The sequence below is a fragment of the Leptospira sp. WS58.C1 genome (assembly GCF_040833995.1).
GTDB classification, from domain to species: Bacteria; Spirochaetota; Leptospiria; order Leptospirales; family Leptospiraceae; genus Leptospira_B; species Leptospira_B cinconiae.
On sequence record NZ_CP162137.1, the window covers coordinates 1,309,272 to 1,323,114 of the forward strand.

The 13,843-nt window shown below is 42.4% G+C and carries 12 protein-coding genes; 4 read left to right on the top strand and 8 right to left on the bottom strand.

Translation table 11 applies throughout. The annotated features are described in order from the left end of the window. Nucleotides 1–249 precede the first annotated feature (249 nt). Complete coding sequence (locus AB3N61_RS05965; protein ID WP_367898733.1) at nt 250–1,230, top strand: cysteine synthase A; 981 nt, start codon at nt 250–252, stop codon at nt 1,228–1,230. Here the strand turns inward: AB3N61_RS05965 and AB3N61_RS05970 are convergent. After that, nucleotides 1,227–2,225: an LA_0442/LA_0875 N-terminal domain-containing protein gene (locus tag AB3N61_RS05970; RefSeq protein WP_367898734.1), complete on the bottom strand. Its 999-nt coding sequence runs from the start codon at nt 2,223–2,225 to the stop codon at nt 1,227–1,229. The two genes, AB3N61_RS05965 and AB3N61_RS05970, sit on opposite strands and share 4 nt — an antisense overlap. 141 nt (nt 2,226–2,366) lie before the next feature. Here AB3N61_RS05970 and AB3N61_RS05975 point away from each other — a divergent pair, with 141 nt between their 5' ends. Continuing rightward, complete coding sequence (locus AB3N61_RS05975; protein WP_020767976.1) at nt 2,367–2,651, top strand: LIC_11321 family protein; 285 nt, start codon at nt 2,367–2,369, stop codon at nt 2,649–2,651. 209 nt (nt 2,652–2,860) lie between these two features. On the opposite strand, the gene AB3N61_RS05980 is transcribed toward AB3N61_RS05975, so the two are convergent. The 7 genes from AB3N61_RS05980 to AB3N61_RS06010 all read right to left on the bottom strand — a co-directional run bounded on the left by AB3N61_RS05980 (nt 2,861) and on the right by AB3N61_RS06010 (nt 11,222). After that, on the bottom strand, nt 2,861–3,892 hold the full coding sequence (locus tag AB3N61_RS05980) for an LIC11086 family outer membrane transporter (protein ID WP_412758393.1): 1,032 nt from the start codon (nt 3,890–3,892) through the stop codon (nt 2,861–2,863). Further along, nucleotides 3,883–4,749, bottom strand: a complete 867-nt coding sequence (locus tag AB3N61_RS05985; RefSeq protein WP_020767898.1) for a hypothetical protein — start codon at nt 4,747–4,749, stop codon at nt 3,883–3,885. The genes AB3N61_RS05980 and AB3N61_RS05985 overlap by 10 nt, the downstream gene beginning before the upstream one ends. A gap of 14 nt (nt 4,750–4,763) precedes the next feature. Next, nucleotides 4,764–5,912, bottom strand: a complete 1,149-nt coding sequence (locus AB3N61_RS05990; RefSeq protein ID WP_367898736.1) for an MbnH family di-heme enzyme — start codon at nt 5,910–5,912, stop codon at nt 4,764–4,766. Nucleotides 5,913–5,960: 48 nt separating this feature from the next. Further along, on the bottom strand, nt 5,961–6,881 hold the full coding sequence (locus AB3N61_RS05995; protein WP_367898737.1) for an MbnP family copper-binding protein: 921 nt from the start codon (nt 6,879–6,881) through the stop codon (nt 5,961–5,963). Between the two features lie 135 nt (nt 6,882–7,016). Beyond that, complete coding sequence (locus AB3N61_RS06000) at nt 7,017–7,463, bottom strand: LIC_11090 family protein (RefSeq protein ID WP_020767896.1); 447 nt, start codon at nt 7,461–7,463, stop codon at nt 7,017–7,019. Beyond that, entirely contained in the window at nt 7,460–7,771 is a 312-nt protein-coding gene (locus AB3N61_RS06005) for a hypothetical protein (protein ID WP_020767980.1), read from the bottom strand. The genes AB3N61_RS06000 and AB3N61_RS06005 overlap by 4 nt, the downstream gene beginning before the upstream one ends. An 82-nt stretch (nt 7,772–7,853) precedes the next feature. After that, entirely contained in the window at nt 7,854–11,222 is a 3,369-nt protein-coding gene (locus tag AB3N61_RS06010) for a methylmalonyl-CoA mutase family protein (protein WP_367898738.1), read from the bottom strand. 312 nt (nt 11,223–11,534) lie between these two features. On the opposite strand from AB3N61_RS06010, the gene AB3N61_RS06015 reads away from it, so the two are divergent. Then, entirely contained in the window at nt 11,535–12,539 is a 1,005-nt protein-coding gene (locus AB3N61_RS06015; RefSeq protein WP_367898739.1) for a phosphatase PAP2 family protein, read from the top strand. 4 nt (nt 12,540–12,543) lie between these two features. Then, nucleotides 12,544–13,839 (top strand): oligosaccharide flippase family protein, encoded by a 1,296-nt coding sequence (locus tag AB3N61_RS06020; protein WP_020767987.1) that lies wholly within the window; start codon nt 12,544–12,546, stop codon nt 13,837–13,839. Nucleotides 13,840–13,843 lie beyond the last annotated feature (4 nt).

The following is a 13,843-nucleotide window of genomic DNA, read 5'->3' on the forward strand; positions in this document are numbered from 1 at the left end:
GCCAGTAGTTCCTAAAGCACGCGCGGCGAAACTTTAGTTACGTTGTTCCTGAAGCTTGCTTTACGAACGATAAGAGCCGTTCAAAAACATTGATCGTTTTTCCGGAACAAAAAAAAACGGAAAAATTCGAGGGGAAAGCCGGTCCACTAAAGTGGATTTGCTTTCCTTTTTTTATCGGTATACATTAGAGCCATTTGCTCTTGAAAATCGCATAGCGGATTATAAAAATATTATAATAAAGAGGCTCTTATGGAGATCAAAAAAGGTTTTGCGGATGCGATAGGGAACACTCCTTTGATCCGTTTGAATTATTTTTCGGACCAAACAGGCTGTGAAATATTAGGAAAAGCTGAATTCTTAAATCCGGGAGGTTCCGTTAAGGACAGGGCCGCATTATTCATTATAGAAGAAGCGGAGAAGAAGGGGCTCTTAAAGCCCGGCGGGACAGTGGTCGAAGGCACCGCCGGAAACACGGGGATTGGACTTGTGCATATCTGCAATGCAAAGGGATATAAATGCCTGATCGTGATCCCTGATACACAATCTAAAGAAAAAATAGATCTACTTAGGACACTTGGGGCTGAGGTCAGAACGGTTCCTGCCGTTCCCTATAAGGATCCTGGAAATTATGTAAAAGTTTCCGCTCGAATTGCGGAAGAAACCCCGAATGCAATCTGGGCCAACCAATTCGACAATATGGCAAACCGTTTAGCACATTATCATACAACCGGGCCCGAGATCTGGAGACAAACGGATGGGAAAGTGGATGCTTGGCTTGCGTCGCTCGGAACTGGAGGAACATTTAGCGGAACTGCAATGTTCTTAAAGGAAAAAAATCCGAAGATCAAAACGATCGTAGCAGAGCCTTATGGATCAGCAATTTATAATTTTGTAAAGAAAGGGGAACTTTCCTCGGAAGGGAATTCTTTCACAGAAGGGATAGGTAACGGAAGAATTACCGAAAATATGAAGGATGCTCCTTTTGACGATGCGATCCGAGTTACGGATGCGGAATGTTTGGAGTTTATTTATACTCTTCTGCGCAAAGACGGATTGTTTGTCGGCGGTTCCAGCGGGATTAATGTAGGGGCCGCCGTAAAACTTGCAAAAGAATTAGGCCCGGGACATACTATCGTTACCGTTCTGGCAGACAGCGGAGCAAGATACCAGTCCAGATTATACGATCAGGACTGGTTGAAATCAAAGGGGCATTCGATTCCGGAAATTTAGAAACTGCTCACATATCTTAGGTCGGTGCGGTATTCCCATAGATTGCTCGCGCCACCGGCAGCGATCGGCATATAATTACTTTTGAAATTGAATCCTTCTTTGACTGCTTCTCCGGAAGGCGTTTGGATGATATTATGGGTCGCCCATTTTTGGCCTAAAAAATAACTCTGGGCCAATTGGATCAAATATAACCCGATACCCGCATAAAGTCCTGTTCTGCTATAGGTTTCATATTGGTTTTCCTTACTTTTGAAGGAATTGTATTCTGAAATACTGTCCGATTGTAATTTAGTCACAAGAACTGAGGCGCCCGTAATACCGGAGCCTTGGATCTGCGCATACGTAACCGGATCTTCGAATAAAATTTTACTCAGACGATTTTCCGCTTTATTACCTTGTTCCGTTGCAGCTTGGCTTCCGCCGATTGCAACGATAAACGAAAGACCGATCGCTATCTGATAAGCCCTCGCATAGTTCTCATGTTTCATGGTGGAAAGTCCCCATCCAGGGAGGATCGCAGACTTCCAAACTGGTTCCCAAGGACTTCTATTGGCGGAAATATATTCTTCCCAGCTGGAATCTTGCTCGTCTATGTATTTTTCGATCAATGCCAGACGTTTTTGGACCGCCTTATAACTGTTCTCCTTAATCATTTGTTCCAGAAGGATCGTGTCCAATTGTTCTTCTTTTTCGGGCTTCTTTCCGTCTTTATTCAGTTTCTTTTTTTCAGCTTCGAATACTTTTGCAAGTTCCGCCTCATCTTTGATATCTTTGAAGATGATCTTTAAGATTTGTGACTTGGCCAAAGTTTGCCTTTTGGTTTCTTTCAGGATCGTAACGGTATCCGTGGATTGATCGATTACGGTTCCGTAGGTTTTTTCGCCGTTCTTTAAAAGGATCGTTTCTGCCCAAACTTGGCTGAATGAGATCGTAAGGAAGATCACGGATATTGATACGGATTTAGGTCCAGGTAAAATTGAGCGGAGATTTTTCATTCGAATACCTTTTCGGCCTTTACACTTTTCTCCCTTTGTCACCTTCGTAAGGCCTTAGAGTCAACGTAAAAACTTGACTTCACTTTTTGAATTCAGGGATTTTTCCTTGCCTTGGAATGTAATTCGGGAAATAAAATGAGTATGATAAATTTCCGAACTCGGATCTTGGTTTTGATCTTGAGTTATCTCTGTTGGATCGCGACTTCCGTTTTCGGAGTTTCTCCGGAACCTCCCAAGGATACTAAGAACCAAGAGGTTTCTCCCAAAAAAGAAAAACCTTCTCAGACTCAAGGATGTTGTCGGATCAAATATGAGGGAGGAGGGATCGATTATTTTCCTTCCACTGAGGAAGAATGTGTGGCCAAACCGGGATTCCAAAGTTTTGAAAAAAATTCAGCTCTCTGCTTTCAATCCCTTTGGGATTAGAATATTCTAATTAATAATTCTTTTAGATTCGCACCGAGTATACAGGGTTCACTGAGAGTTTTGACGCTGGAGTTCCAACATCGTAAAAATATAAAATCACCAAGTTTGAAAATTATCGACCAAACTCTTCGCGACTTTGCTCTTTTCCGTGAGAAAACCCTCCTTGTCCTCCGAACTCTATGCGAAACTTTCAGTGAGAAAACCGCAGATTACTTTTTCTCCAAGTCCTCTTCCGATTCGAATTCTTCCGCTTCCTTCTGCGATTTTTTGGCGGAATCTCTCCATTCCGGAATTTCAAAAGAAATGGAAGTAGTGATCGCATAATCATAAAGACGGATCTCCGGATCCCGGATCAAAGGAAGACGTCCTGCGACCGTGAGGTAAGTACCTTTCGTCAGAGTATAATTGAAACCTAAACTAGCTTCTTTGAAAGCTTTCGGGAATTTTTTTTGGGTTTCGGAATCTTCTTCCAAAAGACTACCGCCTCCGATCACGTTAACATAAGGAGTCCGATATAAAAATCCTCCAAAAACGCTAAAATCTTTGGTCCAAAAATAGGTAACGTATGCAAACCACTGTGTGATTTTTTGGATTTCCTGACGTTCTTCAGATGTCTGAGTAGCGGAACTTCGGGCCCAATAAGGAAGTCCCGATTGGTTATCCATGCTTGGATAATCCTTGGAAAGAGGGAAGATCCCGGAACCTCGAAGTACGAATAAAAATTCTTTCCAAGTAGCTCCTAACGTAAGATTTGTGATCCCGGAATAATAATCCCCTCCTGCAAATTTATCGGTATCCGCACCTGAGGGAAAACCGAGCCTACCTTCTAAAATAAGGAAAAAAGGCCAGCCCGTATCTATCAACGGATTCCATTTGGCTCCTATGAAGGCTTTGCCGTAACGAGCCGCATCACTTCTATCCTTCTGTTCATAATACGTCCAAGGAGCGCTAAAGTTTGCAGCGAATTTACCGCCTGCAAAATTGAATTCACCGAAAACAGTGGTGGTATGTAAATTGGAGTTATCGATCGTACCTTTTTGGAAATCCTGTGTAAGTAAAAAATAATCGGATGGTTTTTCCCTTTTTCCCGTAAAAGGATCCACAAATCTTGTGGAAGATATCAAACTTTGTCCTTCTGCGGCGTGATGAGCGAAAATTTCTCCTCCTAACAAAAGCAAAGAGAAGGATACAATCCCTTGGATAAAGGTTATCAAAAATCGTTTTTTTATAATTAGAAACATGAATAAAATATCAAAACTTGGCCGTTCGTTTTCAGGTTCTCCAGGATTTCGGAATGTAAGACCGTATTCTGGAAATCGTTGATCGTGATCTCCGAGGAGGGGAGCGAAAAGATCCCGTCCAAAATAGAGAAAGACGATCCGGCTCTCTGGGAAAGTAATCCGTCCGTTCTTAAACCTATGGAGAAAGGAATATTTTTCGTATAGGGTATTTCCAATGCGCAGGAAACCTCCACTTGGAATTCGGCTTCTCGTAATTCTAAATGGACCGTCTTAGTCGTTGATCCATTAAAAATTTGGAATGTAAGAAGAATGTCCGAAAATTCCCCGTAAATATGTTCCAAAGTCCCGTAAGGCACGGGGGGAAAGGGGGATAAACTTTGTCTTCTGACTGCTCCGGTTAAGGAATTAAAATTGGAGCTGGAGATATCTCCCGGAGAAAAACTTCCCTTGATCCCGTATTTTTTAGAGTAGGAACCTGTTCCGGTTGTGGGAGTTTCCGAACCTCCTGAATGGAATATATGATATCCTCCATCCGAAGAAGAAGAAACCGAGAAAGAATTTTCAGGAGCCTTGAACAACATAGAAATACTTTCTAGGACAACTTCATTATTCGTGAGTTGGATCTGATAAGTAGAACTTCCATTTAATGTAAAAGAACCTATATCGGGATCTCCCTGATCGTCCGAGTAGTACAACCAGGGAGAAATAATAGCTCTTCTTTCGTCCAAAATTCGGAACAGAGCTTGAAGTTCTTCCGATTCTTCTTTCGCGGAATTCCCTAATGTCCCAAAGGTGCAAGCCTGAAAAGAGAATAGAAGTAGGAAGATATATTCGAATTTTATTTTATTCTGGATCATGTTTTTATAAAATTTCAGAATGGATCCTCAAATTTAGGGTTGGCGATAAATTCCGTGTCCGTCAGGCTTTTTAGGAATTCCACCAGATCCTGTTTTTCGGATTCGGATAATGAAAAGTTTCTTACAAAAACGTCCCGATTCGGATTCGTAGTTCCGTCACCTGTCCCTCCGTTTGTATAATGGTTGATCACAGACAATAAGTCCGGAATTGAACCGTCATGCATGTAAGGTGCGGTGAGTTCCACATTTCTGAGAGAAGGCGCCCTGAATTTTCCACGATCCGACTCCTGGAAGGTGAATTCATAGAGTCCACCGTTCGGACTTACGAATCGGGAAGAATCCAACCCGTTATTATGAAACGTAACTTCTTCGAATACTGTTCCCGTATGAAGGACGGTATCCGTAAAATTAAAACCGCCATGGCAGTGGAAACATTCCGCTCTTTCTCCGAAAAATAGGTTTTTCCCTCGGATCGCAGAAGCGCTTAGGGCGGAAAGATCTCCTGCTTGGTATTTATCATAAGCGGAGTTTCCGGATATAAGCGTTCGTTGGAAACTGGACAATGCTTTCGTAATATTTAATACGCTAAATGGGTTCTGGTCGTTCGGGAATGCCGCCTTAAATTTTGAAACATAATCAGGATCATTTTGTAATCTTTCCAACAAAAGATCTTCTCTGTCTTTCATTCCAAGTTCCACAGGATTGTCCCCAAACATAGGGACTCTTGCCTGATCTTCCAATTTTTTTAAGAGGGGATTCGCCCAAGTTTGCCTGAGGTTATATGCAACGTTGGAGAGATGTTGGGCATTCCTCGGATGAGATTGTCCTGTGGAGCCGACGGAAACGACCAATCCGTCGGTAAACGCATCCGCCTGCTTGTGACAACTACCGCAGGATTGGGTTTCGTTTTCGGACAATCTTGTATCGTAAAACAAAAACCTACCTAACTCGACTTTCTCCACAGTGATCGGATTATCACTCGGAACTTTCGGCTTGGGAAAACCGGCGGGAAGATTCCATGTATAAGGAGTTCCTTCGGATGGAGAAGTTCCTAAGAGCAAAAGTATACCTTCCGATCCGGAACTTTTTTCCTTCTCCAATCCCAATTGTGTACATTGGAGAAAGAGAAGAAATAATAAAGAAAACGTAATATATTTATTCATAAAATACTCCGGTTTCGGCATGAATGACCGAAACCATCGTTATCGTTCTTACTTGGATACTACCGCAAATACGGTTTGGGCAACGGATCCTGCGTTTCCGGTGGAATAGTCCAAACCGAAATTAGGATAAACGGTGGAACAGTTACTATCCATCGCTCCCATGGAATGGCAGGATAGGCTTCCTGAGCTGATATCCCAGCCGGCGACCGCTTTTTTGAGATCGAATTGGATCTTTTGTGTATAAGGATTAAATCCTTCGGTTGGAGTTATTTCGATTACGGAACGATTCGAATTCGTACAGGTATAAACTCCTCCCGATTCCGAGCAGCCCGTCGATCCAATATGCAAAACCGCTGCGTTTCCTAACGTTGCAGCGTCGTTGGATAAAAATTCTCCTACGAAAAATCTATACCCCATAGTCCATCCCCAGGTGAGTCCTGAAATGTTCAAAGGGCTAGGTGCATTGTTATAATCTATATGATTGAGAGTTTCCGGAACTCCGACGGTGAATCGTACGGTTTTATAGGTTTTATTTTCTACCGAAGTTTGGACAAAATTATTGGTTTCGGCTGTTCCACTACAGCTTCCTTTACCATTTTCGAAATCCAAAAGAGTAACCCCACCATACTGCCAAATGCCCGTATTAGGAACGTCTAAATCGACCACATTGTCGTTTTGATCCACTAATTCGAATTCCGAAACGTAGAATCTCAGATCTTTTAGACCGATAGGCATTACTCCCGCTACGTGTTGGATGGTGACGGAACTGGATTGAGAATCTCCGTGGCCGGAAATATCTTCTCCGCAATCGGCATTGCTATCGCCTACGACAGCGCTGAATTGGATCCCTTGTTGTTGGGCTGTCAGCGCTGCAAGGGCGAGCATTGTATTGTTCGAGCCGGAAGATCCGTCGCAAGCGACGAATATGATAAATAATGCCGCAATAGCGGATCTATATAAATATTTCATAATATTCTCCTGAGGAAAGTATTTCACTTTCCGATTTTTCGTATAATAGCCGTCCGGATTAGCGATTATTTGGACGGATTATAAGCTTGAGGATAAAGGTTCCCCTTGCTTCCTCGTTCGAGGTTTAGGAAAAGTTTAGGAGAATCGAGGGGGTCGTTCTAGATCGAAGGAAACAATAACTCCGGAATCCTCTTGGATCCGACCTAAAAGTTCTGAGTCCAAGGTTTGAGGAGCGATGTTTTCCAATTTGGAATAAGTGAAAAATTGAGTGCAGATGGTCCCGCTTAAATAAGAAGCCTTATCTTTCGCTTTTTTACAGGCGCATTTATGTGCCTCGCCAGATTTTGCGGAATGACAGTCAGGGAGGGAAGAAGGTTTAGAATTGGAATGATCTTCTCCGGCATCCGCCAATTTAGAAGAGAATCTTTGGTCCTCGGAAGCGGAGTGTTTTTCTTTTTGGCTACCGTGATTACAATGGCAAAGTTTGATCTCCCCGGCGAGCATTCCGCAGAACCAACCGCTTCCGAAAACCAGGCTTTGGAAAAGGAAACATTGGGTGAGAATGATGGATATCGTTTTCATTGAAGGGAGATTTTCAGTCGATTCAGAACGGTTTTGAGTCCTTCGCTGGTTTTGATTTCCACCGGGACTCCTTTCGTTTTTAATTCCGCTAATAGTTTTAAGATCCGATTCAAGATCAGAGAGGGGATGGCCACTACGTTTTCCAGATCCAACTCCACAACTACCGGTTGTATTTCTTGGATCTTTTGTAGGATCAGACCAATTTCTTCCGTTTCGACAGAACATACGTTCCGAACAAAAACGACTCTAAATCGTTTTTTTTCAGCGTATACATGTGTCTCTGTAAACTGGATTGCAGAAGAAGTCATGGTCTTGGACCAAATTTTCTACCATGAAATCCTAAGGGAAACAAAAAAAGATACTTCGAATTGATTTGTATCACATAGTCGGTCACATACTTCTTCTGTATTGGCCACCAACTTCGTAGAGAGAATGGGTCATTTGTCCCAAAGAACAGACCTTTCCTGCTTCTATTAGGGCCTCAAAACCGTTCTTTCCGGAAAGACAGGCGGATTGCAGATCCTTTAAGGCGTTAGCTGAATCTACTTGGTTCCTGGATTGGAATGCTTCCAACTCTCTGATCTGTGCCTTTTTTTCTTCCTCGGTAGAGCGGATCACTTCTTCCGGAAGAATGGTGGGAGACCCATCTTTGCCCAAAAAAGTATTCACTCCTATAACCGGTATTTCTCCCGCATGTTTTCTGTGTTCATACTCCAGAGATTCTTCTTGGATCTTATTTCTCTGGTACATTCTTTCCATTGCACCGAGAACTCCGCCTCTTTCGGAGATACGTCGGAACTCGGACAAGATCGCCTCTTCCACAAGATCGGAGAGATCATTTATAATAAAGGAGCCTTGGAGAGGATTTTCGTTTTTTGCAAGGCCCAATTCTCTATTGATAATAAGTTGAATTGCCATCGCTCTTCTCACGGATTCTTCTGTCGGAGTGGTGATCGCTTCGTCATACGCGTTCGTATGTAAACTATTGCAGTTGTCGTAGATTGCGTATAATGCTTGTAAAGTGGTTCTTATATCGTTGAAAGCGATCTCTTGTGCGTGTAAAGAACGACCGGAAGTCTGAATATGATATTTTAACATTTGGGAACGTTCCGATCCGCCGTATTTGTATTTCATACTTTTAGCCCAGATCTTACGTGCGACTCTTCCGATCACCGCATATTCAGGATCGATCCCATTGGAAAAGAAGAAGGAAAGGTTCGGAGCAAAATCGTCTATCTTCATTCCTCGGGAGAGATAATATTCTACGAATGTAAATCCGTTTGCCAACGTGAATGCAACCTGAGTGATAGGATTGGCTCCCGCTTCGGCAATATGATATCCGGAAATGGAAACGGAATAGAAATTACGCACTTTATTCCAGATAAAATATTCCTGGATATCCCCCATTAGTTTTAACGCAAACTCGGTGGAGAAAATGCAGGTATTCTGTGCCTGATCTTCTTTTAAAATATCCGCCTGCACTGTTCCACGCACGGAAGAAAGAGTTTCTTTTTTTATCTTTTCGTAAATTTCCTTAGGCAGGATCTTATCGCCGGTGGTCCCTAAAAGAAGAAGCCCCAAACCGTCGTTTCCTTTCGGGATCTCTCCTTTATATTGCGGGATCGGAACTCCTTTTTTGGAATAGATCTCCGCAAGTTTGGATTTTGCCTCTTCTACTTTTCCCTCTGCACGAATATACTTCTCGCAGGTTTGGTCTATTGCGGTATTCAAGAAGAAGGATAGAAGCATCGGTGCCGGTCCGTTAATCGTCATAGATACGGAAGTGCTCGGACTACAAAGATCAAAACCGGAATAGAGTTTTTTAGCGTCGTCCAGAGTTGCGATACTTACTCCTGAGTTTCCGATCTTGCCGTAAATATCGGGACGAAGCCCGGGGTCTTCCCCATACAAAGTGACAGAATCGAAAGCAGTGCTCAAACGATGGGCGGGCATTCCATGGCTCACATAATGGAATCTGGCGTTCGTTCGTTCCGGTCCACCCTCTCCTGCGAACATACGTGTCGGATCTTCTCCCGTTCTTTTAAAAGGAAAAACTCCCGCTGCAAAAGGGAATTCTCCAGGGAAATTCTCCGTGTAGGACCATTTTACGATCTCTCCCCAGTTGCGGAATTTCGGAACGGAAACCTTCGGGATATTCAGATTACTTAACGATTTTGTAAAATTTTCTACCTTGATCTCTTTGTCCCGGACCTTATATGCGAAAAATTCCCCGGAATATTTTTCCAGTTTGGAATCCCATTCTTTCAGGATCTTTTTGGTGTCCGGATGAAGTTCCGCTTCTCTTTTGGAATATTCCTCTTCTAGATCGGATACGTTTTTTCCTCTTTCTTTTAATACCTCTATGGTACCTTTGATCCTGTACAATACTTCCGCGGTTTCGGATTCTTTTTTGACGAAGTTCTCGTATTTCTCGCATTCTTCCGCGATCTCTGCTAAATATCTTTGTCTGTCAGGGGGAATGATATGGATCTTTTGACTTGTTTCCGTGCTGGAATCAAAATTGGACTTCCAACCTAGACCGAATTTTTGATTTAAAGAGTCGATCAATGCAACATACAGATTGTTAGTCCCTGGATCGTTGAATTGAGAAGCGATCGTCCCGAAAACGGGCATCTTTTCCGGAGTCTGGTCGAATAATTTTCTGGATCTTTGGAATTGTTTTTGAACGTCCCTGATTGCGTCTAACGCTCCTCTTTTATCACATTTGTTGACTGCAATTAGATCTGCGTAATCGATCATGTCGATCTTTTCCAGCTGGGTAGCGGCACCGAATTCAGGGGTCATAACATAAAGAGAAAGATCCGACACTTCCGTGATCTCGGAATCGCTTTGTCCGATCCCGGCGGTTTCAACGATAACTAAGTCGAATTCGGAACTCTTGAGAACGTCCAAACTTTTTTTAACATTTCGGTTCAGCGCGATATTCGCTTCTCTCGTGGCAAAGGATCTCATGTAAACTCTTGGGTGCGAGATCGAGTTCATTCTGATCCTATCTCCTAAAAGTGCACCCCCCGTTTTTCTTTTGGAAGGATCGACGGAGATGATTGCTACCGTTTTGTCTTCGAAATCGTGGATGAACCTTCTTACAAGTTCGTCCGTAAGAGAAGACTTTCCTGCTCCTCCGGTTCCGGTGATCCCTAAAACCGGGATGGTCTTTTTTGAGATCGGAAAATCCAATTTTTTAGGATCAACTTTTTTCGGATCATTTTCCGAAGATTCCACTAAGGAAATGGATTCTGCGATGGCGATCGGATTTTTTTTACGGATCTCTGAGAACAGATTCCCGTTAAATCTATGAGGCGGAATAAAATCAGATTTTTGTAATAGATCGTTGATCATTCCCTGCAGGCCCAAGGAGCGTCCATCGTCGGGAGAGTATATTTTAGAAACCCCATAAGCTTCCAGCTCTTGGATCTCGGAAGGAAGAATAGTCCCTCCGCCTCCACCGAATACTTTGATATGAGAACTTCCTTTTTCTTTTAAAAGATCTATCATATATTTGAAATATTCTACATGACCGCCTTGATAACTTGTTACGGCGATCCCTTGCACATCTTCCTGTATGGCACAGTCTACGATCTCTTGGACGGATCGATTATGACCTAAATGAACCACTTCCGCCCCGGAGGATTGGAGTATTCTTCTCATGATATTGATGGAAGCATCATGGCCGTCAAAAAGGGATGCGGCAGTCACAAATTTTAATTTATTACGGGGGATGTATACTTCCGGTTCCATTATATTCTCCTAATGTTCAAGCCTGGGTAAAATTTAACCGAACTTTGTTTGTTTTGTAGTTGGGAGAACGATCGTTCAATAAATTCCATCTATATATCTATCATGCATACGAATCAGAATCTAGCAACCTTGATTTTTGGATAGGGGTTTGGGGAAGTCTTAAGGAATTCCAAAGTTTCAAGCAAATCCAATGTAGGAACTCAAACAATAGTCACAAATTGTTCATTAGATATTTTATAAATGGCCTCCAATTTTTAAAAATCGAATGTTCTAAAAACCAAAAGAAGAGAGAAATCCGGAAAAGAATTCATTTTGCGTTTAAAACCGAAACTTTATATGTTCGTTTTTATGACAGATAGTTTCCTTTGGAAAGAGATCTTATTCTCTAACTCGCCTTTAGAGGCTCTTCATATTTCCGTTTTAAAATTCGTATTGGATCCTTTCACAATTTTGTTCCATTATTTGGGATCTTCTCTCTTTTTTATGGCCTTGGTCTCTTTGATCTATCTTTGTATGGATCGTAAGATAGGGCTAAGGATGACTTTGGGGCTGCTCATCGCAGGAATTGTGAATGGAGTTTTTAAGGCCCTTCTTACAATGCCTAGACCGATCGGTTTACCTTTTCCCTCCGAGCTTGGTATCATGGAAGGTTCATACGGATTTCCATCCGGACATGTGCAGACTGCTGTGGTTTTATACGGAACATTATTTTTGCATGTACGAATTCGTTGGGTGAGGATCCTCACCGTGTTTTTGATCTTATTCATGCCGATTTCTAGAATGTATGCGGGACTTCATTTTTTGGGGGATACCTTAGGCGGTTTCACTTTAGGAATACTTATACTTTTGGGATTGGAATTCTGGTTCTCAAAAGATCCGGAAATTTTAGAGGCTAGTTTTACCGGAACTTCTCCGGACCAAAAAAGACTAAAGTCGCTTGTACTTTTCATTTTAGCTTTCACCGTGCCTAGCGTTCTTCTACATGACCCAAGCCAACCGGAATCCACCAACAAATCTTGGGAGCAGGTGATCTCTTCTGCGGGTGCACTTGCAGGTTTCGGGATCGGGATTTTGTACAACAAGAGGGCAGGGTTGGATTGGAAATCAGTCGATTCTTGGATCGTATTTTTAGTCCGAGTTGCTGTGATTATTCTTGGGATCTTGGTCTTTTATTTGGTCCTCGGAAAAATTCTCTCTTCTCTATTCGGGGAAAATCCGGTTGCCAGATACTTTAAGTATGGGATCGTGTGTTACTATATTGGCCATCTCGCTCCCATTCTTTTAAAAAGAATACGCGGAGGCATCTATCTGACTTAACTTCATGCTTCGCCTTGGATCCTCTTTACAATTCATTTCCGAAAGTTTTGGAAGATTACGCACCTCCGGATTCATACGCAGCTTTTTTTCAGTAGGGTTTTCCAAGGTTGTAGCCTCCCTACTGAATTTTATCTTCATGGTTTATTCCGTTCGGATCTTGAGTAAGAATGAGAACGGTATCTTCCAATATTACTCCGGATTTTTGCCTGTACTTTTAGCAGTGGCTGAATTCGGATTGCCTACCGCTTTGGTACGATTTCTTTCTCCTATGACCGAAGACAAACGTAAGATCGGAGTGCTTCTCGCTTCTTCTCTTTGGGTAAAATGGGTCGCATTATTCCTTTTGGTGTTTGTTACCGGCGTTGCGGTGTATTTTTTAAAGGAGAATGCACTCGCAGCTTTCCTTTTGGTATTCGGTAGCTTTGTTCTTTCTTTCAATTCCTATTTCGAAAGTATATTTGTTTCTTTCGGACAATATCATGCACTATCCATTTGGTATCCGCTTCCGAACTTGATCCGAATTTTGATCCTCTATTTAGCGGATCAATTTTCGGATCATGCCTTAGGGCATTTGGACATACTTGGGATCTTCTCCGTTGCCCCCGTTTTTACGATCGTATTATTTTTCTTTTTATTTCCTAGAGGGAAACTACATTGGGCAGGAGACAAGGAGGATGTCCGACAACAAACCAAAGAACTTATCTCCTTCAACCGTTATGCGTTTTTAGCTTCTTTGTTTGCTATCGTCTCGGATAGAATGGAACTTTTTTTCCTGAACAAATACCATTCGAATGAGGCAGTGGCCGCATACGGTGTCGCTTTACAACCTTTTAGTGGATTTGTGATCCTATTTTCCGTTTTGAATTCCATGATCTATCCTAAACTTTCAAGAATGACGGAAAATAAGGAATTCACCAATTATTTAGGTAAATCCATTTTAGTCGCAGTAGTATTTGCGTTGGCATTAGGGCCTTGGGTGTTTCTGGGAGATTGGGTTTTTTCCGCATTATTTTCCGGGAAATATCCCGAATCCGTTCCCGTATTCCAATTATTGTATCCGAATTATCTTTTTCAATTGGTGTTTTCACCGTTAGGTATGGCCTTATTTGCGTTAGGACAACCTAGATTACTTGCAATTCTTGCATTAGTGAGATTGATCTTCGGATTAATTTTGGACAATCTTCTGATCCCTGAATACGGGACAATGGGAGCGGCAGGAGCGTTTTTTTTGGGACAAATCCCTTCTTGGTTTTTGCTCAGCGGTTATTTTTTAGCGTATTACAAACCATCCGCCAAGTAGGATG